Source organism: Paenibacillus gorillae, from assembly GCF_000513275.1.
GTDB classification, from domain to species: Bacteria; Bacillota; Bacilli; order Paenibacillales; family Paenibacillaceae; genus Pristimantibacillus; species Pristimantibacillus gorillae.
This window is the reverse complement of record NZ_CBVJ010000075.1, coordinates 1-22431: the sequence shown is the minus strand read 5'-3', so window position 1 is coordinate 22431 and position 22431 is coordinate 1. Positions and strand designations below refer to the sequence as shown.

At 52.0% G+C, this 22431-nt stretch carries 19 protein-coding genes; 13 read left to right on the top strand and 6 right to left on the bottom strand.

Translation table 11 applies throughout. The features are described from left to right. Window positions 1-41: 41 nt before the first annotated feature. Window positions 42-317 (bottom strand): hypothetical protein, encoded by a 276-nt coding sequence (locus TY10_RS12420; RefSeq protein WP_042163846.1) that lies wholly within the window; start codon window positions 315-317, stop codon window positions 42-44. Window positions 318-377: 60 nt separating this feature from the next. Next, window positions 378-674 (bottom strand): DUF3055 domain-containing protein, encoded by a 297-nt coding sequence (locus TY10_RS12415; protein ID WP_202903177.1) that lies wholly within the window; start codon window positions 672-674, stop codon window positions 378-380. 200 nt (window positions 675-874) lie between these two features. Here TY10_RS12415 and TY10_RS12410 point away from each other — a divergent pair, with 200 nt between their 5' ends. The 7 genes from TY10_RS12410 (at window position 875) to TY10_RS12380 (ending at window position 8385) form a co-directional block, all read left to right on the top strand. Further along, window positions 875-1858: an HRDC domain-containing protein gene (locus tag TY10_RS12410; RefSeq protein WP_042163844.1), complete on the top strand. Its 984-nt coding sequence runs from the start codon at window positions 875-877 to the stop codon at window positions 1856-1858. 233 nt (window positions 1859-2091) lie between these two features. Next, window positions 2092-2553 (top strand): chemotaxis protein CheX, encoded by a 462-nt coding sequence (locus TY10_RS12405; protein WP_042163840.1) that lies wholly within the window; start codon window positions 2092-2094, stop codon window positions 2551-2553. A gap of 79 nt (window positions 2554-2632) precedes the next feature. Continuing rightward, the gene (locus TY10_RS12400; RefSeq protein ID WP_042163837.1) at window positions 2633-3406 is read left to right on the top strand and encodes an SDR family NAD(P)-dependent oxidoreductase; all 774 of its coding nucleotides are present in this window, start codon (window positions 2633-2635) and stop codon (window positions 3404-3406) included. Between the two features lie 25 nt (window positions 3407-3431). After that, window positions 3432-4865: a DEAD/DEAH box helicase gene (locus TY10_RS12395; RefSeq protein ID WP_042163833.1), complete on the top strand. Its 1434-nt coding sequence runs from the start codon at window positions 3432-3434 to the stop codon at window positions 4863-4865. 130 nt (window positions 4866-4995) lie between these two features. Continuing rightward, window positions 4996-6249, top strand: coding sequence for an S-layer homology domain-containing protein (locus TY10_RS12390; protein WP_042163831.1), 1254 nt, complete (start codon window positions 4996-4998; stop codon window positions 6247-6249). Between the two features lie 112 nt (window positions 6250-6361). Further along, window positions 6362-7135, top strand: a complete 774-nt coding sequence (locus TY10_RS12385; RefSeq protein ID WP_272945290.1) for an ABC transporter ATP-binding protein — start codon at window positions 6362-6364, stop codon at window positions 7133-7135. Continuing rightward, window positions 7132-8385, top strand: a complete 1254-nt coding sequence (locus tag TY10_RS12380; protein WP_042163830.1) for an ABC transporter permease — start codon at window positions 7132-7134, stop codon at window positions 8383-8385. The genes TY10_RS12385 and TY10_RS12380 overlap by 4 nt, the downstream gene beginning before the upstream one ends. 46 nt (window positions 8386-8431) lie before the next feature. Here TY10_RS12380 and TY10_RS12375 read toward each other — a convergent pair whose 3' ends face one another. Beyond that, a complete protein-coding gene (locus tag TY10_RS12375) occupies window positions 8432-9733 on the bottom strand; it encodes an aminotransferase class I/II-fold pyridoxal phosphate-dependent enzyme (protein WP_042163826.1) in 1302 nt (433 codons plus the stop codon). A 376-nt stretch (window positions 9734-10109) separates the two neighbouring features. Between TY10_RS12375 and TY10_RS12370 the strand changes: the two genes are divergently transcribed. Continuing rightward, entirely contained in the window at window positions 10110-10901 is a 792-nt protein-coding gene (locus tag TY10_RS12370) for a helix-turn-helix domain-containing protein (RefSeq protein WP_042163823.1), read from the top strand. Window positions 10902-10973: 72 nt separating this feature from the next. On the opposite strand, the gene TY10_RS32260 is transcribed toward TY10_RS12370, so the two are convergent. Continuing rightward, a complete protein-coding gene (locus TY10_RS32260; protein WP_337588355.1) occupies window positions 10974-11267 on the bottom strand; it encodes a hypothetical protein in 294 nt (97 codons plus the stop codon). Continuing rightward, a complete protein-coding gene (locus TY10_RS32255; RefSeq protein ID WP_337588354.1) occupies window positions 11203-11601 on the bottom strand; it encodes a pyridoxamine 5'-phosphate oxidase family protein in 399 nt (132 codons plus the stop codon). Before TY10_RS32255 ends, TY10_RS32260 begins: the two co-directional genes overlap by 65 nt. Before the next feature lie 133 nt (window positions 11602-11734). On the opposite strand from TY10_RS32255, the gene pdxR reads away from it, so the two are divergent. Then, a complete protein-coding gene (gene pdxR, locus TY10_RS12360; RefSeq protein ID WP_042163821.1) occupies window positions 11735-13234 on the top strand; it encodes a MocR-like pyridoxine biosynthesis transcription factor PdxR in 1500 nt (499 codons plus the stop codon). Between the two features lie 85 nt (window positions 13235-13319). Here pdxR and asd read toward each other — a convergent pair whose 3' ends face one another. Continuing rightward, window positions 13320-14111, bottom strand: a complete 792-nt coding sequence (gene asd, locus TY10_RS12355; RefSeq protein ID WP_042163817.1) for an archaetidylserine decarboxylase — start codon at window positions 14109-14111, stop codon at window positions 13320-13322. A gap of 184 nt (window positions 14112-14295) precedes the next feature. On the opposite strand from asd, the gene TY10_RS12350 reads away from it, so the two are divergent. The 4 genes from TY10_RS12350 to TY10_RS31525 form a co-directional block, all read left to right on the top strand. Next, a complete protein-coding gene (locus TY10_RS12350; protein WP_042163812.1) occupies window positions 14296-15489 on the top strand; it encodes a glycosyltransferase family 4 protein in 1194 nt (397 codons plus the stop codon). A gap of 217 nt (window positions 15490-15706) precedes the next feature. After that, window positions 15707-16750, top strand: coding sequence for a FecCD family ABC transporter permease (locus TY10_RS12345; protein ID WP_042163809.1), 1044 nt, complete (start codon window positions 15707-15709; stop codon window positions 16748-16750). Further along, entirely contained in the window at window positions 16750-17772 is a 1023-nt protein-coding gene (locus TY10_RS12340; RefSeq protein WP_042163806.1) for a FecCD family ABC transporter permease, read from the top strand. Before TY10_RS12345 ends, TY10_RS12340 begins: the two co-directional genes overlap by 1 nt. A gap of 313 nt (window positions 17773-18085) precedes the next feature. Beyond that, on the top strand, window positions 18086-22431 hold a 4346-nt coding region (locus tag TY10_RS31525), incomplete at its 3' end, for a pentapeptide repeat-containing protein (RefSeq protein WP_272945289.1).

Below are 22431 nucleotides of genomic sequence, written 5' to 3'. Positions count from 1 at the left end.
CCGAGTCAGGCGCAAGGGGATTGCTTTGTCAGGTTCCGCTATTAAGGCTCATCCATTGCATCGGGGATGGAGAGATCCTCATCGTCGCCCGGATAGTGCCTTCCATTCCCTTCGTGCAGGGATTTGTTCTCATAAGAAAAGGGGCCGTTTTGCCGCTGTCCGCTACGCCAAGGCGTGCTTTTGCCAAGCGACTCCGACTCTATCGACGCGCCGAGCGGCCCTTCGGGAAACTCTTCGCGGGCCAGATCATTACGCTGTGATTGTACTGTCGACAGCTCCGAGTAATCGGCGCTATCCTCGTCTATAAACCGACTCAACTCATATCGCCTCCTGATTAGGGTAGCCTGCAATCAGCTTGCCTTCTCAGTTTGCCCGCTTTAATCGGTAAAATTCACCGTGCCTACCACAAAATATAAAAATTGTGCCAGCTCGGCGGCTTCTTCTTCCTCCAGCTTGAAGACATGCTCCAAATATCCTTCTTCTTCGAGATCATCGGCTCCGATTATGGCCGTCTTTCCAGCCTGCAAGTCGGTAATGAGCTTTTTTCCATAGAAGCGGTTCGTATTGGTGATTGCAAGATCAAAACGCTTCAAGCTCGGTGAGATGAAGGTTACAAATCGGGTAGATGTTTCTTCCGTCGTATCGGACATGAAATCAAAATCAGGCAGCTGCATGCGGTGTAGCCTCCACTTCCGTTAGTTTCGACCATTATACACCAACAAAACGCTTGTAATAAAGAGACGGTTATGCTAGATTTAAGCTAATCGAATGATCGAACGTAGAGGAAGCACCTCTCTTGCCAGCCGGCAGGAGGGGTGCTTTTTGTCGTTTGCGGCCATTCGTCCAAATTCGGAGTACGGGAGGAGTCAGTAGCATGCATATCGTTTTTTTGAATACGTTCGAGAGACCGGTGGAAGGAGGCAGAATTGCCAGCGCCAAGCTGTCCATTTGCGAACGGGAGGGCGTCTGGTCGGTGTTATGGGTGGAAGGAGAAGAGCAGCCCGCCGTCTTGTTCGAGGGAACCTCATGGGAGGAGATGATCGTCGCTTTCCGGCATGGTGTAGCGGTAAGGATGGGAGAAGGCTTCACTCCGGTTATCGACGGCATGCTGGAGGAGAAGCGGGGCGGAGCCGGCAGTCTGTTGTCGATGCTGCAATGCTACGGCGAGCTGCATGCCAACGCCGAGCTGTTCGAGGCGCTGCGCGATTGGCGGAGAACGAGGGCGGGACAGGACAGAAAGTCGGCTTACTTAATCGCAACGAACCGGATGCTGTGGATGATCAGCGCTTACGTTCCGCAGACGCCGGAAGAGCTGCTGCAAATTCCCGGCTGGGGCGAGAGCAAGCATAACGCCTATGGCGAGGAAGTACTGGAAGTAACGGGTAAAGCGCCGCGGACGACCGGTTTCCCTTTGCAGTGGGTAGCTGACGAGTTAGACCCGGCAGCCTTCACGCAATGGCTTTATAAACAGAAGGAAAATAAATATAAAAACGATATGGTGCGCCAGCATCAGAAGAAGAAAATATTGCACTTCGTCATGGAGGGCGGGTCGCTGGAGCAGCTGCAGACGGAGCTTGAGCTGCCGCGGAGGGAAGTGATGGACCGTATCGAGCAATTGGAAACGGAAGGGTACGATTTTGAACCATTGATCGACCGGGAGCTATCCGATATGCCCGACGATGAACGCGAGCTGATTTGGAACGCTTTCCAGCAATCAGGCGACCGTTATTTGAAGCCGGTACTGCAGCAAGTTTATGGAGCCGAAGGAGTCAAGGACAGGCAGGCCGATGTGCTCTATGAACGGCTGCGGCTCGTTCGCCTCCGATACCGGAAGAACAGCAAACGGGAAATCTCTTAATAATTCCGCGCCGCAGCGCTCTGGGTATGTAGTTCCAGAGCGCTGTTCTATGTTAATTTCGCCTTACAGTTTCCCCCTATTTATGACAAAGTTGGCGGGTTAATCACGACTAACAACATAGGTCTAAAGTTTCAATAATGACATAAATAGTATACTTGTCCTACGGAATTAAGTATAATAGCAATTAAACAAGACCATGCGCGAATTTTGTCGAAAAGGAGCGTTTCCTCTTTATGAAGGCAGAATATATTAATCCGTTTCTTGAATCCGCAAAAATCGTGATCGAACAAGTGATCCAAATCCGCCCGTCAACGGGCCAGCTTGGCTTGAAAGATATTAAATTTTCAGAAAACTATATTTGGATCCAAATTGGATTGAACGGGCAAATGAACGGTGATATTGTATTTGGCCTCAGTGAGGAGGTCGCGCTCAAGATGGTGTCGGCGATGATGGGCGGTTTCGTAATCTCAGAGATTGATGAAATCGGACGGAGCGCGATATCTGAGCTGGGCAACATGATCAGCGGAAATGCCAGCACGATGCTGTTCAATCAGGGTGTACGCGTCGATATTACGCCGCCGAAAGTGATCCATTCTGCTAACGCCGCTGGATTTGTGGCGACGCAAGCTTTAACGGTTCCGCTCATTATGGAAGGAATCGGAGTTTTGGACATTCAGGTACTAGTCGCATCATAGCACAAGTACAAGGCTCCTTCGGGAGCTTTTTCTTTTGCTTAAAGAGGTCGAATCAAGTACACTAGACTGGGTGATATGGATGTTGAAAGATAAGGTTGTGCTCCTGTCCGGAGCTTCAAGCGGGATCGGGGCGGTGACAGCCAAATTGTTGGCGGAACGGGGAGCCATCCCGGTGTTGACCGGACGAAATTTGGATAAGCTTCGCGAGAGCGCTGAGGCGGTCACAGGCCCATGCTCTGTGTTTCCAATGGATGTTACCGACATGGAGCAAGTGACAGAAACGGTGGAAGCGATCATCGCCAAGCATGGGAAAATCGATATTTTGCTGAACAACGCCGGCTTTGGCAAGTTTGAGAGCTTTATCGATGCGCCGATCGGGAGCTTTGAATCGATGATGGATACGAATTATATGGGAATCGTCCGCTGTACAAAGGCGGTATTGCCCTATATGCTCCAACAGGGCAGTGGCCATATCGTTAACATCGCATCGATGGCCGGCAAGATTGGCTCTTCCAAATCGACCGGGTATTCGGCATCGAAGCATGCGGTGCTTGGATTCACGAATTCGCTGCGGATGGAATTGAAGCCACAGGGTATTCGAGTATCCGCCGTAAATCCGGGTCCGATTGATACTTCTTTTTTTGAGCTTGCCGACCCTTCTGGTTCGTATGTGAAAAATGTAAGCTGGTTTATGATGAAGCCTGAATATGTCGCCAAATCGATTGTGCGCGTGATGGAGCGCGGAACGGCAGAAGTGGATTTGCCGAAATCGGCCGCGGCGGGCATAAAGCTGTATCAGCTGTTTCCCCGTGTCGTAGACCGGTTTTTCGGAAACCTGTTCAATCGAAAATAGCGTTATTATAAGTGAGGAATCGACAATGAGTACGATGAATTGGAATGAAATGGGATTATTGAAGCCGCTCGTTGATAAGCTGGCAGCGAGTGACATTAAGGAGCCGACGGTTATTCAGGCGGATGCCATTCCTGTGCTGTTAGAAGGCAAGGATGTGTCGGCGCGTTCGCAGACCGGCACGGGCAAAACGCTGGCTTATTTGCTGCCGATGCTGCAGCAGCTGAAGCCATCCTCCAAAGCGGTACAGGGCGTTATTCTCGCCCCTACGCAGGAGCTCGCGATGCAAATCGTTCGTGTAGCGGAAAGCTATGCGGAGCCGCTAGGACTGCGTGTGCAGCAATTGATCGGCGGAGCTGCGCTCAAACGGCAGGTGGAGAAGCTGAAGCTTCATCCGCAGCTTGTTATTGGCACGCCGGGACGCATTCACGAGCTGTTGAAGCTGCGCAAGCTAAAGCTGCATGACGTGCGAAGCGTCGTCATCGATGAGGCCGATCAAGTGTTCGAGCTTGGTTCTACGCGCGAGGTCGAAGCGATTTTGTTTGCCATGGGCAGTGAACGGCAAATTGCTTTTTTCTCGGCAACCTATCCCGATCAAATGGCTAGATTTGAAGGGCGCTGGATGAATGATCCGGTAAGGATTCAAATTGCGCCGCAGCACCGGGTATCCGAGACGATCGACAATTATTACTTGGTCAGCGATAAAAGAGATAAGACAGATACAGCCCGCCGGCTTCTTCGGCTGCTGAACCCGAAGTCGGCTCTGCTGTTCCTGAATGCGACCGACAATATTGCCAACTGGGAGTCGAAGCTCAGCTATGAGGGCTTTAACGTTGAGACGCTATATGGCGATGCGGACAAACAGCGCCGTTCCGCTACATTGGCACGCTTCCGCGACGGCCGCTGCCAGCTTCTGCTTGCGACGGATGTTGCCGCAAGGGGGCTCGATATCGAGGGGCTGCCGCTCGTTATTCAACTGGACCCTGCTGTCGATGCCGACCATTATGTGCATCGCGCGGGCCGGACAGGGCGAATGGGGAAATCCGGTACGGTCGTATCGATCATAACGCCGCAGGAGCTGTTCATTATGGACAAGTTCCGCAAGCAGCTTGGCATTGAGCTGCCGGAGAAGGCGATGTACCGCGGCAAGCTGATGACGCCGGAAGAGGCGCGCAGCGCTTCGGCAACGAGCAGATTCAGCAAGCCTGACAAGTCCGACTATCCTTCGGCCGCGAAAAAACCGGTTAGCCGGCCGCAGTTCGCTCCAGTTGAACGCGACAGTGTCCGTAATGAGCCAAAAGCACGTATTGGCGTCGCGGATACACAAAAAGCGGCTGTCAGCCGTGCGCCGAAGCAGCCTTCCGCAGCTAAGCAGAAGCAGGAGAAACAGCGTGACAAGAAGAATAAAGGCGCTCCGAAATGGTTGAAAGCGAAGCGTGAAGAGAACGAAAAGCAGGACTAGGACGATTTTCCTGTTTTACGAAAAATAGACCAGCCACCCTCCCAAAGCGAATTGCCTTCGACGAAACGTATTAGCGAAGGTCAAGCGGAATCATTTCCGTACAATCGCGATAAGGAGAGTGGCTTTTTTGATGAATACTCCAGTTTGGAAAAAGACGATTATTACTTCCATGGCTTTGCTGATGCTCGCAGGAGGCGGAACTTCGGCATTTGCGCATGGCAATAACAATGGAAAAAATGGCAACCATCAGCAAAATCAGGACCAAGATGATCACAAGAAAAAGAAAGACAAAGATAAGGATAAAGAGAAGGACAAGGACAAGGATAAAAACAAAATTACGTGGAAATTTGAAGATGAGGATGAGCTGAAATGGGCTCTGGAATACATTATGCGCCTCGCTTCCAAGGGAGTGTTCACGGGCTATGAAGACGGAACCTTTAAGCCTAATCAAAAAATTTCCCGTATCGAGACGCTGGTAGCCGCGGTACGCCTGATGGGACTTCGCGAACAGGCGGAATCGCCGGACAAAATGAAATCGAATCTGAATTTCAAGGACGCCGACAAGCTGGCTAAAAAATACCCTTGGGCAGTTGGTTACGTAGCTGTGGCACTGGAAAATGACTTATTCACAGAGACCGAGTCTGAGATTAACCCTGAGCAAAACGCGAGCCGCTTGTGGGCGACGACGATTTTGATTAAAGCGTTGAAGCTGGAGGACGAAGCGAAAGCATTAAACAATACGAAGCTGGACTTTAAAGACGCGAAGAACATTCCCGCCGGTTCCGTTGGTTACGTAGCTCTTGCAATTAAAAAAGGCATTATTACCGGGTACAACGATCAAACCTTCCGTCCGAACCAGCCGGTATCGAGAGCTGAGCTGGCGGCACTGCTGGACCGCACCGATTCAGAAATGCCGGATCACGATGCGCTGGCGATTACGGGCAAGCTGAAAGCAGCCGCATCGGGCAGCAAAATTACGGTCGTTAAACCCGACAACAAAGAGCTGACGCTTGATCTGGACGCGAACGTATTTATTTTCCGCGAGGATAAAAAAGCAGCTGTCAGCGCACTTCAAGCCGGCGATGAGGTACTGGTTCGCACGTATCAAAACCGTGTCGTCTTCATTGAAGTAACGAAAGCTGCAACGCCTCCGGCGTCGACAGCGTTCACGGAGCTGGGCAATGTAAATACGGTAACGCTGAATGCGCAGGGCCGGCTTGCAACGATTTCCGTAACGAGAATTACGAACAACCAGACCTACACGTTTATCTACAACATTGATCCTAATGTTGTAATCGTAGGCAATGCCTCCTTACTCACGCAAGGCCAGCTTGTTGAAGTAAAAGGCGAGAACGGAACGGTAAAAACGATTACGATCAAGTAATAGGAAAAAACATATAAACAGCCGATATGCATCTTGGGAAGGGCGCATATCGGCTGATTTTTTTGAGTTTTGAGGAAATTTTAGGTATGCTGATAGAAGAAGCATTTCATTTATGGAATTTGAAGGTGAGAAGATGACCGAACCTATATTGAAGGTAGAGAGCTTAACAGGCGGCTACAGCCCAAGGCGGCCGGTGCTTCACAACGTCTCATTCGATATCCGGCCGGGAGAGATGGTTGGCTTAATCGGATTGAACGGTGCGGGCAAAAGCACGACGATCAAACATATTCTAGGCTTAATGAAGCCGCATGATGGCGGCATTCAAGTGAATGGAGTGGCGCTGGAGCAAAATCAGGAGCGATACCGTTCGGCATTCGCTTATGTGCCGGAAACGCCGGTCTTGTTCGACGAGCTGACCGTGGAGGAGCATTTGAAGCTGACTGGCATGGCTTACAATGTAGATGGCAGCGTCTTTGAAGACAGAAAGGATCAACTGCTGAAGGAGTTTCAGATGACGGCAAAGCGGGGAGCATTTGCCTCTCATTTGTCCAAAGGGATGAAACAGAAGGTAATGATTATGAACGCGCTTTTATCAGAACCGCCGCTTTATATTATTGACGAGCCTTTTCTCGGCCTCGATCCGCTCGGCATCCGCTCCTTACTGGAGCGTCTTGTTGAAGTGAAACAGAAAGGCTCGGCGATTCTTATGAGCTCCCATATCCTTGCGACAGTGGAAGCCTATTGCGATCGCTTTATCGTAATGCATCATGGTGTCATTGCCGCGCAGGGCAATCTGGAGGAAGTATGCGCCGCAGCCGGAATCGAGACGCGCAGCGGCGGGCTGGAGGATGCCTTCTACAAGCTTGTAACCGGTGAACGGCCATGATGTCACCGCTTCAAGCATTGGAAGCGATGTGGGTAAAGCGGGCTGCCGATTACCGCAAGGAAATACTGCCCTACCTCGGCTATATGGGTCAAAGCGGTTTTTTGCTTGTCTTGTCCTTTATTGCGATTACTTCGGGATTCGGTTATATCAAGCTCCTTCGCGATGTGCCGCCTGATTTTCCGTTTACGCTCGTTGGCGTCATTGCATTAGTTCCGGTCTTATGCTGGAGTCCCCTGCGGACATGGCTTGTACCGGCTGACATCGTCTTTCATCTGCCGCTGGAGGCGAGAATGGACCATTACTTATTCCGCTCCTTCCGGCGCAGCCTGCTGCTGACGATCCTGCTTGCGGGTCTTGTGCTGCTCTTGTACTGGCCGCTATACCGTCATGGAGACGGATTGGCAGGCGGCTGGTGGCTGCTGCTGTTCGCCGCTGCACTTCGTGCCGTCAATACGTGGGGCGCCTGGCGGGAGCGGCTGCTGGCCTGGCCAGGGATGCGTGTACTTCTCCGGCTGCTGCGCTGGCTGGCAACTGCTGCCGGGTTGGCAGCAATGCTCTCGCGCGAGCCGTGGATGGCCGCAGTATTTGGTGTTCTGATCTTTGCATTGTTAGCTATCGTGTACCGGATTCCGGCCAGACATGCCCTCCCTTGGGAACGATTAATAGAAGAAGAGGCGAGAACGAGAAGAACGATCTATTTATTTTTCGGATTGTTTATCGACGTTCCGTCCATGGCGTCCCGTTCAACACCGCGGCGCTACCTCAGCTGGGCGTTAAGCTGGATCCGTTACCGGCATGCGAATACATTTGTTTATTTGTACGCCGCATCTCTAATTCGAACGGAGCTAGGCGGCATTATCGTTAGACTTGGGCTTCTCAGCGCGCTCATCGTCTATTGGTTTGCCGAAGCGGTATGGCTGGATGGATGGGGGGCTGCTGCCGCATACGCGGTTTTAATGCTGATCATAGCGGTTCAGCTCGGCGGATTGCGCCGTGTTCATAGCTTTACAGTGTGGAGACATGTCTACCCGCTGCCGGATGCGAAGCGAACGGAAAGCATTGTGCGTGTCGATTCTCGGGTATTGGCCATCATTGCCTTTCTCGTATGGCTGCCAGCTGGCATCACACTGCTGATTTTCGGCTATACGCTGCCGGCCGTCATTGCGCCAGTCATTATGATTGCTTACGCATTGTTTCTTCGTCCGGGGCGGATGACACGGAAAATCGTCCGCGAAGATGATGAGGAATAAAAAGAAGGCTTGGCAGCGGAAGCTGCCAAGCCTTCTTCTATTGGGATTAACGGCTGCCGGAAATTTCCGTTACCGCTTTGTAGATCGTATCGAACAGCTCTTCCAAATTCGGCTCTTCAATGCAGGAGAATGCGACGCGCAGATCGGTTTCCCCAAGAGCGATAGTGCCGACGCCGTACTGGTCAAGCAGTCTTGTACGTACTTCTTCAGCCGACACGCCGTTCAGCTTCAGACACATGAAGTAGCCGGAGTTGAACGGATAGTAGCCCCATACATCGCCATAGCGCCCGCTGTCGAGCAGCGACTTCACGCGGTTGGCGCGTTGTTTCATAATCTCATATTTTTCCGCTTTTTGCGCTTCGAACTCTGGCGATTGCAGGGCGCGAAGAACGAAGGTTTGCGACGGATGCGGGCCGCTTGAAATCGTGGCGCGAATAATGCCCATCGTTTTTTGTTCGAGCGCAACCAGCGTGTTATCCGATTGCGAAGCGTACGTAATGAAGCCTACGCGGAAGCCCCATACATATTCTTCTTTCGTCGCTCCGTCTACTTTAACAGCAAGAACACGCGGATGCAGATCGGCAAGCTTGCCGAACAGTGATTCATGAACCGAATCCTCAAAGAACAGGCCGAAGTAAGCATCATCGGTAACAGCAACAACGTTAATGCCGGCTTCAGCCGCTTCACGGATGACTGCGATGATCTCATCGCCTTCCTCTGGTCCTGGCGTGTAGCCTGTCGGATTGTTCGGGAAGTTTAGAATAACGATCGCTTTGCCTTTATCCTTTTGTGCAAGCAGTGCTTCGCGAAGGCCAGCCGCATTAAAGCGGTTGTTCTCGTTATACAACGGATATTCTACGATTTCTGCACCACGGCGGATGCCGAAGGTAAGCTCATAGTTTTCCCAGTTTTTGTTCGGGATAATGACAGCGTCTCCCGCATCTGCGAACAGATCGGCAACGATGCTCAGGCCGTGTGTCAGAGCGTTCGTCGCAACGGGATTGCTAATTGTTTTGCCTTCAACCGAAGGGTTCTCCTTCAGCATTTTAGCCTTCCATGCCGCACGGAGCTCAGGCTTGCCGGCAGGAGGCGCATATTCATATATATCTTTCGGATCGTATGCACTCAGCGTATCTTGAATGACCTTCAAATGCATCGGCTTTCCGTCTTCGATTGCGATACCGATCGTAGCGTTATATTTCTTGGCTTTTGCCTTCGCTTCTGCGGATTGGCTCAAGATGCCTTCCTTCGGGAAATAAATCGCCTTTCCTAATCCGGACAACATCGCGTAAACGTCAGGGCTTTCCGCTTGTAAAGTCTCGTTCAACTGCCGAGCAAGTGGGTTCATGGACCTCATTCCATCCTTCCGATAGTTCAGTTCATTATAGTATTATTTCCTGTAGAGATTGCTTATCGGGAGCTATTATAACATTTTTTGCAGTGTTCAAACCATGCGAAATTAAATAAATTTAACAAACAATCGGATGATATGCAGGAAAATGCAAATCGTCCCGTACAGGCTTGCGAAAAAGTTTGGCGCTGTTGTATGATGACGGCAGATGCTTTATTTCCTCACTTTTATTTGATTTTGAAATGAATACGGACAGGTTTCAGGCTAAGGCAAGCAGACATATTGAGCAGTCGATGACCGGAATAATATCGTCAATAACTGCAAAGCTTTTTAACCTCATTAAATCGTCCATGCATAGGAGGACTGCTCGCAGATGCTGCATATCACACCGGAATCGCTTATTTTGCTGCCCCCGCTCGCCAAAATCGTATGTGAACCTGGCTGGAGATGGGCACCGCGAGAGAAGCCAATGCCGAATTTCGATTTATTTTACGTATGGAGCGGAGAAGGGGAAGTCGAAGTAAACGGGTCGAAGTATCCGGTCGGCAAAGGAAGCTGCTTCCTGTTCCGCCCCGGTGATTTCACCAGTGCAACCCATAACCCTCAAAAGCCGCTCGTTTTGACTTATATTCACTTTGATACGAGGGTGCCTGTCGTGCAGGTGCCGGGACGTTACAGGCAGTTTGCCGACACCGTCGAGTTTGAGCATTTGCTTTCCCGTTACGTGCGCCTATTCCTCGTGAAGACCTTTGCGGCCGAAGAAGAGGCCCAGCTAGTGCTCAAGCAGCTCATTATTCATCTGCTGCGCGAGGATCTGGACCTGCAGGTGCCGCTGGAGAGGAAGGCGAGCAATCAGCTGACGGAAGCCATTCATGAAATCGCCAATTATGTGCGGCAAAATCCAGGCGTTCCACACCGGGTAGAGGATTTGGCTCATCGTGCTCAGCTGTCGCCCCGCTATTTCTCAATGAAATTTAAAGAAATGATCGGAACGTCGGTACAGTCCTATATGATCCAGACACGGATTGAGCGCGCTCAGCACCTGCTGATGCATGAAGGGATGAATGTGACGGAGGTGGCCGATGCCCTCGGCTACCGGGACATCTTTTTCTTCAGCAGGCAGTTCAAGCAATATACAGGAAGAAGCCCTTCCGAAATCCGGTAAATTAATAGTGTGAAAAAAGAACCTCCTGGCCAGTCTCGCTCACTAGAGCAGACTGGCCGGAGGTTCTTGCTTTTATTGGCTGCCCCCGTTGTGTTGGGGACAATACTTACGCATCAGCTCGATTGTCTCGTGATCCAGCTCTCCGCCTCGTTCCCGAAGTCCTTCTAGAACCGGCGCTCTATCCTCCAGGGTTTCATTTTGGCCAAACTTGAACTTGGCGCTCATATGCTCCACATTGATGCGAACGACTGCAACCCCTTTAACATTGCCGCGGTATGCCGGATCATCAGCCAGAATGGGCTTATGGCCGCCTTCCGGTTGAAGCTTGACCATCAGCGCCTGCAAGGCTGAAGCTTTCTCGGGCAAATCTTCGACGAGTGATGCTCGTCCGGCGATAACGACCGATTTGAAAAAAAGCGGTTGCGGGACATGCCAGTTCGGGGTCGGTGTAGTAGGAAGGGATAATGGCATATTCCTTAGCTACGCAAAAGGTGACGTTAGGCCGCTTGGAAAGGTTGGCAATTTTCTCGCCTGCTCTTGCTCCATGAAAGTAAATGCTGCCGTTCGTAAATACAAAGTTCAACGGCGTTGCAGCCGGAAATCCGTCAGCGGATACCGTTGCCAATACACCGAAGCTCATTTCAGCCAGAAACTGTTCGATATCTTCTTGATTATCAACTGCAAGCTCTTTTCTTCGCATTCTGCAAAGCCTCCTTCGTCTTCCCATGTGGAATACAGCTATGGTAGACTGAAATCTGATCGCTAAAAAGATCCAATTCCATCGAATTTTAATAGACCAGTTAACAGTATGAATGGCAGGGGGGGCAATCTCCATGGAGCATAGCATTATAGCCGCTTATGAAAGAGCAGCTGCCCGCGAGGGGAAGAAGACGGCGGCTTTGTTCCAAGCACTGCGGGAATTAATTGTAACGGGTACACTGCGGGGCGGTGAACGTCTGCCTTCGAGCCGGCTGCTCGCGGATCAATTGGAGCTGTCTCGCGGACTTGTGAATCAGGTGTACGACATGCTCATAGCGGAAGGCTTCGTGCGAACCGAAAGGGGCAGCGGTACCTTTGTCGCCTATGACAGGCCTGCCCTTCAAGTCTCCGAATCGGTGGAGCGGGCGAAGATTCCGCTGTCAACTTGGGCTAAGCGGTTGAATTCCGGACGACAATGGCTTGAAGCTGAAGCTCTTCCGGGCATTGAGAACGGGGAGAAAGCCATCGACTTCTCTATTAGCCGCACGGATGCCTCGCTATTCCCATGGGATGACTGGCGCACGTTAATGTTCGAGCAGGTTCGCCGCCTCTCCGAGCAGGAACGCCATGAATCGTTAGAGACATCGGGCAGCCGCTCACTGCGTGAGGCCATCGCGCATGAATTGCGGCGGGAGAGAGGAATCGTCGTATCGGCAGATGACATCGTCATTACGAATGGCTCCATGTATGCCATCGCGCTGTTGTCCATGCTGCTGATCGAACCCGGAAATAAAGTTGTTGTGGAAAATCCCTCCTATGACGGTATCCGCCGGGCTGTAGAGGCGGCGGGCGGCTGTCCTGTATACGCTTCTGTTGACGATCATGGGATCGTGCCTGAGCCATGGGATGCGAGACTGCTGTTCGTTACTCCGAGCCGTCAGTTTCCGACAGGCGTGGCTCTTGATCCCCAGCGCCGAAGACAGCTGCTCGAATGGGCTTCCATTCATGAGGCCGTCATTATTGAAGACGATTATGACAGTGAATTCCGCTGGGGCGGCCGTCCTTCGGAGCCTCTCAAGGCGCTCGATTATGAAGGCAGAGTCGTATACGTTGGAACCTTCTCCAAAACGATGTTCCGGGAGCTTCGGCTTGGTTATGCGGTCGTGCCGGAATCGCTAAGAGAACCGATGCGTCTGGCCAAGCATTGGCTGGAGCCTCGTTCTAGCGGCGTTGCGGAGCAAAGAGCTTTGGCGGCCTTTATGGCAAGCGGTCTCTACTCCCGTCATTTGCGGCGTCAACGGCGGTTGTATGGCAGGCGGCTGTTGAAGTTTCGTGAAGAGGCAGAGCGTCACTTAAGCGGGCTGTTCCGCTTCAAACCCTCTGACGCCGGTCTGCACCTGTATGCGGATTGGGCAGGCAATCCGGATGACTTAGAACAGTTGCGAACGCAATGCGTTCAGGAAGGCATTAAGTGGAGCAGCTCCAAGCCTTATTGGATAGCAGATCACACAGGCGGGGCGGCTCCAGAGGGAGGGCCGGCCGGCGCATTGTTCGCTTTTGCCCATTTGAATGAAGGAGATATTGCGGAAGGTCTCAGAAGAATCGGGGACTGCTGGCGGAGGCTGGCTCGCTAATACGGGGGAAATAGACATAGGCTGTAAATAAAAGGACCGCGAATTCTCTTCACCCTGGAGAGTTCACGGTCCTTGCTTATTTTTATTAGGTTTGGCTAATCAATTTACCCAAGCGCTCGCCCATACGAACCTTGAGGCCGACTTGCAAATCGGCGCGAGGCTCGAAAGTATCGTCTTCGAGCAGAAGCACGACGGTGGAGCCGAATTCGAAATAAGCGAGCTCGCCGCCTCTTTCCGCCGTTGGCTTAATCGGCTCTACATAGCGGATGCTGCTTACGTTCATCGCTCCAACCTTGACGACCGCGGTTTCTCCCCCATCATGCTGAATATAAGTGATCAGACGCTCATTGCGGCTGAGCACTCTGCGCATGCGGGTCAGACCGAACTCGTTAACCGGATATACTTTGCCGGGCACATGCTCACGCTCGACAATGCGTCCGCTTACCGGAGAATGAATGCGGTGATAGTCGGTTGGACTTAAGTAGAGCACGATGTAATAGCCATGCTTGTAATTTTCCATGCGGGGAGAACGGTTCAGCAGCTCTTCAACGGTGTAGTCCTGTCCCTTTACATTGACGATCGTCCCGCTTGTAATAGGGCCTGCTCCGGTAATGAGAGCATCAACCGGACTGATTAGCGCAGTCATGTCCGAATCCAGTAAACGGGCTCCTGGCTTCAGTCTGCGTGTGAAAAATTCATTTAACGTTTTGTATTCTTGAAGCGGCTTCTCAGCCTCTTCTGTCTTTATGCCATACATGCTGGCGAATTTAGCGATAAACAATCGGCTTCCTCTGGATTGTGCGAACCTTCCGGTGGTTTTGGAAATCCATTTGCGCGAGCTTAATTCCGTCATGGCACGAAAAAATCGGTCTTTCATGAATCGTACCGCACGTCCTTTCATACTTCGTAGGTTGTTGCTTTTCTCGAACAGTGTGCCATAAGAAGCAGTACAAAGCAATAGAAACTAAAGCGCAGCGTGTCTTCATTGGCCTATAGCAACCACGGAAAAGAATGCGTATGCTAGTGAATCAACGCTTCTGGCAGGAGGTTTTCATAGACAAATGGCATCCCCAAGGGTCGCATTCGTTACTCCGGGTTCCTTCCCTATTCCGTCTGGAAAAAGCAGTTCCGTTGAGCGTGTCGTCGAGAAATTCGTTCCACTTCTAAAACCGCATGCTGAGCCGCGTATTTATGGGAAAAGCATGCGCGGCCTGGCTAGAACCGGCTATGTCAACGGTGTCTTCTGTGAAAGATTCAATGCGATGAACAAAGCATCGTACATTGCAGCAGCAGGAAGAGCGATCGCGAGATTTGCGCCCTCTCATATTCAAGTGGACAATCGTCCCTTATACGTATTGGCCTTAAGGAGAAGATATCCGCGTAAACAGATTTGGCTCAGCCTGCATTCCTCTACCTTTATAGGCGGCAAGTATTTGACACGGTCCAAACTGCGGCAATGCTTGCGTGCAGCGGACAAGATTATCGTGAATAGCGAGTTTCTGCTGCGGACAGTCGCTGCACGGGTTCCTGAGGCAAGATCAAAGTTAAAGGTTGTTTACCCGGGCGTCGAGCCTGAACGGTTTCCGTCCCGGTTTTCGGATGAGGGGATGTCTATGCGGTCTTTGATCCGGGAACAAAAAGGGCTGAGCGGCCGGAAGGTGGTTATTTTCCTCGGCCGGTTAATTCCGCTCAAAGGGGTGCACCATCTGCTTCGCGCAGCTCCGGCGCTTGCCCAAATCGATCCTGAGCTGCTGATCGTCATCGTAGGCAGCCCCTTTTACGGCTCGCACCGGACGACAGCCTACTCCCGGAATCTGCATAAGCTCGCCCGCAATTGTCCCGGTAATGTGCGCTTCGTTCCTTATGTACCGTATACTGAAGTGCCGAAATGGTTCATTGCTTCGGACATTGCCGTCGTTCCTTCCGGCCAGCGGGAAGCGTTTGGCCTCGTCAATGTTGAAGCGATGGCTTGCGGCTTGCCGGTGATTGCTACGAGTGCAGGGGGAATGAAGGAAATTATACGCGACGGGGAAACCGGCTTTCTTATCGACCCCGGGCGGGTGGAGAGTGAACTGGTCGATAAATTGAGACTGCTTCTTCTCGATAAAGAACTCCGTGACCGGATGGGAGCGGAAAGCAGGAAGCGCGTGGAGCAGATGTTTACCTGGCAGCACACCGCCGACCGCTGGCTGAAGCTGCTTCGAGGAAGCACAGCAGGGGCAACTGCAATAGCAGATGCCGAATCAGAATTATAGAAGGAATTGCTATTTAAGCTGATAGCAAATAGGAATAGAAGGCTGTTCGCGGAGCTAGCATAATCTCGCCCGGGACGGCCTTCTTCTATTTTCGTACTGTTGGGAAAAACAAAGCGCATAATTAGAATTGAATTTGGAATCAAACTTTGATATATTTGAAAACGAGAATCGTTATCAAATGAATTTATAAGTTACATACAGAAAGGTAGTTGCATCAATGGCACTCAATAATGAAACGGAAGCAAAGCCTTCCGTCAAGCTGCATGCCAGACCGGTCGTTGCGACGATCATCCTCATAGGCGGTACAGCAGCGCTCTTGCTTTCCATGGCACTGGCGATATCGGTCGGAGCAGCCAACATCAGTCTGGAAACCGTGTGGGAAGCGGTATTTAAGTTTAATCCGGATTTAACGAGCCATCAGATTATTCGTGAGCTTCGTATGCCTCGTGCAATAGCTTGTGCGGTTGTTGGAGCAGCCTTTGCTGTGTCTGGCGCAATTATGCAAGGGATGACGCGAAATCCGCTTGCCGATCCCAGCTTGCTTGGTCTGAATGCGGGCGCAGGGTTTGTGTTGGCTATTTGTTTTGCCTTTTTCCCTAGTCTTTCATATATGAGTATTATGCTTTTCTGTTTCGTAGGCGCGGCTCTTGGCGTCGCTATCGTATACGGAGTTACCTCCCTGTCTAAAGGCGGCTTGACGCCGGTCCGGCTGACGCTTGCAGGCGCTGCAGTCAGCGCATTGTTCGTCGCACTTAGCTCAGGTATTCAAATTCATTATAAGGTGGGCCAAAACATGGCCTTCTGGTATCATGGCGGCGTTGCCGGCATCAACTGGCAGCAAATTTCGATTATTACACCTTGGATCGGCGGCGGGCTAATTGGCGCCATTATTATATCTCGCGCTATTTCTTTGCTGAGTTTGGGTGAAGATATTGCCGTCTCGCTGGGAACGAGAACCGGCTTAATAAAAGTGTTAGGCTTAATCTTTACGTTAGTGCTTGCGGGCGCAGGGGTATCGGTCGCGGGCGCTGTAGGCTTTATTGGACTTATCATTCCGCATTTTGCCCGTTACCTGGTTGGCGTCAATTATCGCTGGATTATACCGTGTTCGGCAGTGCTTGGCGGATTGCTGGTCGTGCTTGCTGATATCGTAGCCAGAACGATGAATCCTCCATCGGAGTTTCCGATCGGCGCTTTAATTGCACTGATCGGCGTACCGTTCTTCCTCTACCTTGCAGTGAAACAGAGGGGAGAATTGTAATGAATAAACTAAACATATCCGTAACGGAAAGCAGAAGAAGAAGCCGTGCGATTATCGTTATGCTGACTTTAACGATCCTGGTTATCGCAGCTTTTATTGTTAGTATGAATACCGGCCACATCCGGCTCTCGCCGATAGATGTCGTGAAGACGCTGTTTGGCTGGGGAACTGACAAGCAGCATCTGATTCTATTCGAATTCCGGCTGCCGCGGATCATTATTTCGGTTCTTATCGGTGCAGGCTTTGCCGTGTCAGGTGCGATTTTGCAAGGGCTGTTCCGCAACCCGCTCGCTGATCCGGGTCTCCTTGGCATTAATGCGGGCGCAGGTTTAATGGTGACGCTGTACATTGCTTTCCTGCGGGATAATTCGTCAGCTAATTTGTTCCTCCTGCCGTTATTGGCGCTTGGAGGAGCGGCAAGTGCAGCGGTTCTAATCTTCATGCTTGCCTATAAGCGTCACAAAGGATTGCTCCCAACACGTATGATCTTGATTGGGGTAGCCGTCCAGGCTGGTATTAACGCCGCGATGGTTGTCTTGACACTAGCGCTTGATCCGGAAGATTATCAGTACGTATCGATCTGGCTCGCAGGCAGCATTGCAGGCTCGAACTGGAAATACGTTATCGCTTTGGTTCCGTGGATTTTTGTACTTATTCCATTTGCAATGATCAAGTCCCGTTCGCTTAACATTCTGAATCTGGGCGATCAGATGGCAAAAGGCTTGGGTACGCCGATCAATCGCGACCGGATTTGGCTGCTGGCAGCGGCAGTAGGCCTCGCTGGCTCCTGCGTTGCGATTGGCGGCGGCATCAGCTTTGTAGGTCTCGTTGGACCGCATTTGGCCCGGCGTCTGGTTGGTCCTCAGCATCAGCTGAATATCCCGACCTCAGCGCTGCTTGGCGCATTGCTCGTTATTGTGGCGGACACAATTGCGAGGTCCTTCTCTTCATTACCAACAGGCATTATTGTAGCGATTATCGGAGCACCATACTTCCTGTACCTGCTTTCCAAAACGAAATAAAAGATCTAGGGCGTGTCTGAAAACCCGTTCAGTGGCACCTTTCACCGCCTTTCCGCCCCCTGCATCGTTCCGTTTGCTTGACGTACCCCCGGGTACGCCTTCACAAACGCGCCTTGCATGGAACGAAAATTCGGCAAAATTTGCTGCCCTCAGAGTTCTCAGACACACCCTGAATACCCGTTCATGCGCCTATACGCGTGAACGGGTATTTTTTATGCGCTGCGTTTGTAGTGAACCTTCCTGCCCCAGTAACGAGCCTATGGGTAGATGCATATATTACGTATGACATTTCAGGTGGAAGAAGGAGAGGACAATGGCTAAAAGCAAAAAACCGAGAAGCGCCAAAGGGCGAAGACCGCTCTTCTATGTCGACAATCCGAATGCTTCCGAATTAAAGTGGCTGGACGATTTGAATAAAAGAAAAGCTTCGCAGCCGTCGAGTCAGGCCAACATTACGCCTGCCCCTGCACAAGCGCCTAATCAAGCGCAGCCAGTACAGCCGGCACAACCGGTGCAGGAAACTAGAGACGTCAGCATTAATGCAATTGGAGTTCCGTCTTTACAGGAGCCTGTCGATGCAGTCGAAGATGAAACGCCGCCAGCACCGGTCGCACCAGCCGCTTCACTTCCGGTGGCTGAGTCTCCAGAGACAACAGCAGAAACGAATAGCAGCACTGCTGAGCCAAGCTATGATCAGAAATTAGAGCGGCTGGCGGAGAAGCAGGACTTGTATGAGCCCGTTCCGTTCATCTATACCGATGATTTGGTCGATGGTGCCATTACAGGCGACAAAATCGCTACAGGGGCTGTCGAAGGCGAGCATTTACGAGCTGGCAGCATCGATTCCAAGGCGATAGCCGATTTTGCAATAGACAGCATACACATCGTCAACGGCGCGGTGAACGGCGCGAAAATTAAGCCGGACTCCATTCACTCTGCTCATTTGATGAATAATTCCATTACCGGGGATAAAATATTGGATCAATCGATTTCCGGCAGCAAGCTGGCAGATGACAGCATTACGTCTGATAAGCTTGCCGACCGGACGATCAGTTCCGATAAAATCGCTGAGGGTTCTATTGAAGCGAAGCATCTGAAACAAATGATCATAACAGAGAAATTGCTGGACAATCAATCGGTGACGTCTGACAAAATCAAGAGCGGGGCTGTTCGTCCGGAAAACATTGCGAATGAGTCCATCAACAGCTCCAAACTCGCTGATGGCGCGGTTACCCGCTCTAAACTGCGGGACGGAACGGTTGGCAGTGATAAAATTGCAGTGGAGGCTGTCGATTCCGTACATTTGAAACCGGGGCTGATATTAGCCGAACATGTAGCGGTAGGTATCATACAGGGAAAGCATTTGGCCCCGGGCGTAATCGCAGCAGAACATTTGGCCGAAGGAGCAATAGGGGCAAGGGAGCTGCAGTCCGGGGCGGTATCATCCGGGCATCTGGCGCAAGCCGCAGTAGACGCGTCACATCTTCAACCGTCGGCCGTCCTTGGTACCCACATCGGCCCAAGGCAAATCGAAAGCGGCCATCTCGCTGAGCAGGCCGTCACATCGGCTAAGCTGCTTGATCAATCAGTGTCCACCATCAAGCTGGTGGATCATGCCGTAACGGTATCTAAGCTTGCGGAGCAAAGCGTGACTGCTGTAAAGCTGGCGGATGATGCGGTGCAAAGCCGGCATTTGAATCGCGGCAGCATCGTAGCGGATAAAATCGCTGATGGACAAATTCAGCAGCGCCATTTGGCTGAAGGTTCCGTATCCGGAGAGCAGCTTCAGTCTGAATCGGTCGGCAATGAACATTTGCTGGATAGCGCGGTAGACAGCACGAAGCTTGCAGCAGCTTCCGTCCAGATGAAGCATATTGCAGGCGCCTCGGTGGGAGGGGAGCAGCTTGTAGAGCAATCCGTGTCCGAGGGGAAGCTTGCTGACGGTGCGATAAGCGAATCGAAAATCGCTAGCGGAGCTATTTCCACCCGGCATCTGCAGGACGAGGTCGTTACATTCGAAAAAATCGGACTGGAAGCTGTTCGATCCTATCATCTGTCGGCCGGATCGGTAACGGAAGAAACAATTTCTCCTGAAGCGGTGAATGGACAGCATCTGCAGCAGGCAATCGTGGAGCAGCAGCATTTAGCACGCCAATCGGTTGGTACGGAAGCACTGCAGGATGGTGCAGTAACGAGCGCCAAACTGGCAATCGGTGTCGTGACGGAACGTTATTTGGCTCCGGGCGTTGTGTTCTCGCATCATTTAGCCGACTATGTCGTTAATTCCTTGAAGTTGTCTCCCGAGGCTGTGTCGACGGATAAAATGGCAGACAGCAGTGTAACGGCTTCGAAATTGGCGGACGGCAGCGTTGGAAGGTCTAAGCTGCAACCGGGAATCGTAGATGCCTCATTGCTTGCAGAAGGCTCGGTTGGTGTGCAGCACCTGCAGCCTAAATCATTCGGAGGCGAGCATCTGAAGGAGGGAACCATCGGGAGCCAGCATTTGAAAATAGCTGCGGTTGGCAGCGAAGAGCTGGCTGACGGTTCGGTTGGCTCTGCTAAACTGGCTTCTGGTACAGTGCTGGCAAAGCATATTGAGGACGAAGCGGTCCAAAGCCGTCATATTATGAACGCTTCGGTGCTCGGCATTCACATTGGCGAGAGCAGTGTTCGTGACGGGCACATTGCAGATGGGGCGGTTAATGCGGCAAAGCTTGCGGCAAATAGCGTCGGATCAGGGCATCTGCGTGAAGGATCGGTCGAAAGCATTCATTTGCAGACAGATTCTGTTGGAACAGCGCATATTTCTGATTTTTCCGTAACGGAGAGCAAGCTTGCGGAGCTTTCGGTAGGCTCTATCCAATTGCAGCTGTTGTCGGTAAAGGGCGAGCATCTAACGTCCAGCAGTGTGTCGGAGGACATCTTGCAGGATGAATCGGTAACGTCCGCCAAATTGTCGGCAGCAGCGGTGTCCGGCGAGCATATTCAACTGGAGACGATCGCGGGCAAACATTTGAAGGCTGAGACGGTGCAAGGCTACCATATTCGTAAAGGTGCTATTACATCGGCTCACTTAAGCGGAGAAGTATGGCGCTCGGATAAGGTTGAGGATGAGAGCATTGGCGGAAGCAAGCTGGTGGAGGGCTCAGTAGGTCAACGTCAGCTGGCTGATGCGAGCGTGACGGAAGCGAAGCTGGACGATGCAAGCGTAACGGAAATGAAGCTTGGTGATGCGAGCGTGACGGAGCTGAAGCTGGCTGATGCGAGCGTGACGGAGTCGAAGCTAGGCGATGCGAGTGTGACGGAAGCGAAGCTTGGTGATGCGAGTGTGACGGAGTCGAAGCTGAGTGATGCGAGCGTGACGGAGTCGAAGCTGGGCGCAGCGAGCGTGACGGAGTCGAAGCTGAGTGATGCGAGTGTGACGGAGTCGAAGCTGAGTGATGCGAGCGTGACGGAGTCGAAGCTGGGTGCTGCGAGCGTGACGGAAGCAAAGCTTGGTGATGCAAGCGTGACGGAGTCGAAGCTGAGCGATGCGAGCGTAACGGAAACGAAGCTGAGCGATGCGAGCGTAACAGAGTCGAAGCTGAGTGATGCAAGCGTAACGGAAGCGAAGCTTGGTTATGGGAGCGTGACGGAAGCGAAGCTTGGTTATGCAAGCGTGACGGAAGCGAAGCTTGGCGATGCGAGTGTCACGGAAGTGAAGCTGGTCGATGCGAGTGTGACGGAGTCGAAGCTGAGCGATGGAAGTGTGACGGAGTCGAAGCTTGGTTATGCGAGTGTGACGGAGTCGAAGCTTAGCAATGCAAGTGTGACAGAAGCGAAGCTTGGTTATGCGAGCGTGACGGAGTCGAAGCTTGGAGATGCGAGCGTAACGGAGTCGAAGCTAGGCGCTGAGAGTGTAACGGAAGCGAAGCTGAGCGATGCAAGCGTGACGGAGTCGAAGCTGAGGGCTGCGAGTGTGACCGAATCAAAGCTGAGCAATGCGAGCGTGACGGAAACGAAGCTGGGCGATGGAAGCGTGACGGAAGCGAAGCTGGGCGCAGCGAGTGTGACGGAAGCAAAGCTGGGCGATGCGAGTGTGACGGAGTCAAAGCTGAGCGATGGTAGCGTAACGGAAGCGAAGCTGGTTGATGGTAGCGTAACGGAAGCGAAGCTGGTTGATGCGAGCGTGACGGAATCGAAGCTGAGTGAAGCTAGTGTGACAGAGTCAAAGCTGGGCGAAGCTAGTGTGACGGAGTCGAAGCTAGGCGCTGCGAGTGTAACGGAAGCGAAGCTTGGTGACGGGAGCGTAACGGAAGCGAAGCTGAGCGATGGAAGCGTGACGGAAACGAAGCTGGGCGACGGAAGTGTAACGGAGTCGAAGCTGGGCGCAGCGAGCGTGACAGAAGTGAAGCTGGGCGATGGAGTCGTGACGGAAGCAAAGCTCGGTGACGGGAGCGTAACGGAAGCGAAGCTGATTGATGCAAGTGTAACGGAGTCGAAGCTCGGTGACGGGAGCGTAACGGAAGCCAAGCTGAGCGATGCAAGTGTGACAGAAGCAAAACTGAGTGAAGCTAGTGTAACAGAGCCGAAGCTGGGCGATGGAAGTGTGACGGAAGCGAAGCTGGGCGATGGAAGCGTAACGGAAGAAAAGCTGAGTGCTGGAAGCGTGACGGAGTC

Excerpts from the sequence above, each read along its gene's own strand:
- pdxR (WP_042163821.1), top strand. The coding sequence starts at position 11,735 with ATGGAGCATAGCATTATAGCCGCTTATGAAAGAGCAGCTGCCCGCGAG.
- TY10_RS32255 (WP_337588354.1), bottom strand. The coding sequence starts at position 11,601 with ATGCGAAGAAAAGAGCTTGCAGTTGATAATCAAGAAGATATCGAACAG.
- TY10_RS12410 (WP_042163844.1), top strand. The coding sequence starts at position 875 with ATGCATATCGTTTTTTTGAATACGTTCGAGAGACCGGTGGAAGGAGGC.
- TY10_RS12415 (WP_202903177.1), bottom strand. The coding sequence starts at position 674 with ATGCAGCTGCCTGATTTTGATTTCATGTCCGATACGACGGAAGAAACA.
- TY10_RS12380 (WP_042163830.1), top strand. The coding sequence starts at position 7,132 with ATGATGTCACCGCTTCAAGCATTGGAAGCGATGTGGGTAAAGCGGGCT.
- TY10_RS12350 (WP_042163812.1), top strand. The coding sequence starts at position 14,296 with ATGGCATCCCCAAGGGTCGCATTCGTTACTCCGGGTTCCTTCCCTATT.
- TY10_RS12345 (WP_042163809.1), top strand. The coding sequence starts at position 15,707 with ATGGCACTCAATAATGAAACGGAAGCAAAGCCTTCCGTCAAGCTGCAT.
- TY10_RS12385 (WP_272945290.1), top strand. The coding sequence starts at position 6,362 with ATGGAATTTGAAGGTGAGAAGATGACCGAACCTATATTGAAGGTAGAG.
- TY10_RS12400 (WP_042163837.1), top strand. The coding sequence starts at position 2,633 with ATGTTGAAAGATAAGGTTGTGCTCCTGTCCGGAGCTTCAAGCGGGATC.
- TY10_RS12395 (WP_042163833.1), top strand. The coding sequence starts at position 3,432 with ATGAGTACGATGAATTGGAATGAAATGGGATTATTGAAGCCGCTCGTT.
- TY10_RS12390 (WP_042163831.1), top strand. The coding sequence starts at position 4,996 with ATGAATACTCCAGTTTGGAAAAAGACGATTATTACTTCCATGGCTTTG.
- asd (WP_042163817.1), bottom strand. The coding sequence starts at position 14,111 with ATGAAAGACCGATTTTTTCGTGCCATGACGGAATTAAGCTCGCGCAAA.
- TY10_RS12375 (WP_042163826.1), bottom strand. The coding sequence starts at position 9,733 with ATGAACCCACTTGCTCGGCAGTTGAACGAGACTTTACAAGCGGAAAGC.
- TY10_RS12405 (WP_042163840.1), top strand. The coding sequence starts at position 2,092 with ATGAAGGCAGAATATATTAATCCGTTTCTTGAATCCGCAAAAATCGTG.
- TY10_RS12370 (WP_042163823.1), top strand. The coding sequence starts at position 10,110 with ATGCTGCATATCACACCGGAATCGCTTATTTTGCTGCCCCCGCTCGCC.
- TY10_RS12340 (WP_042163806.1), top strand. The coding sequence starts at position 16,750 with ATGAATAAACTAAACATATCCGTAACGGAAAGCAGAAGAAGAAGCCGT.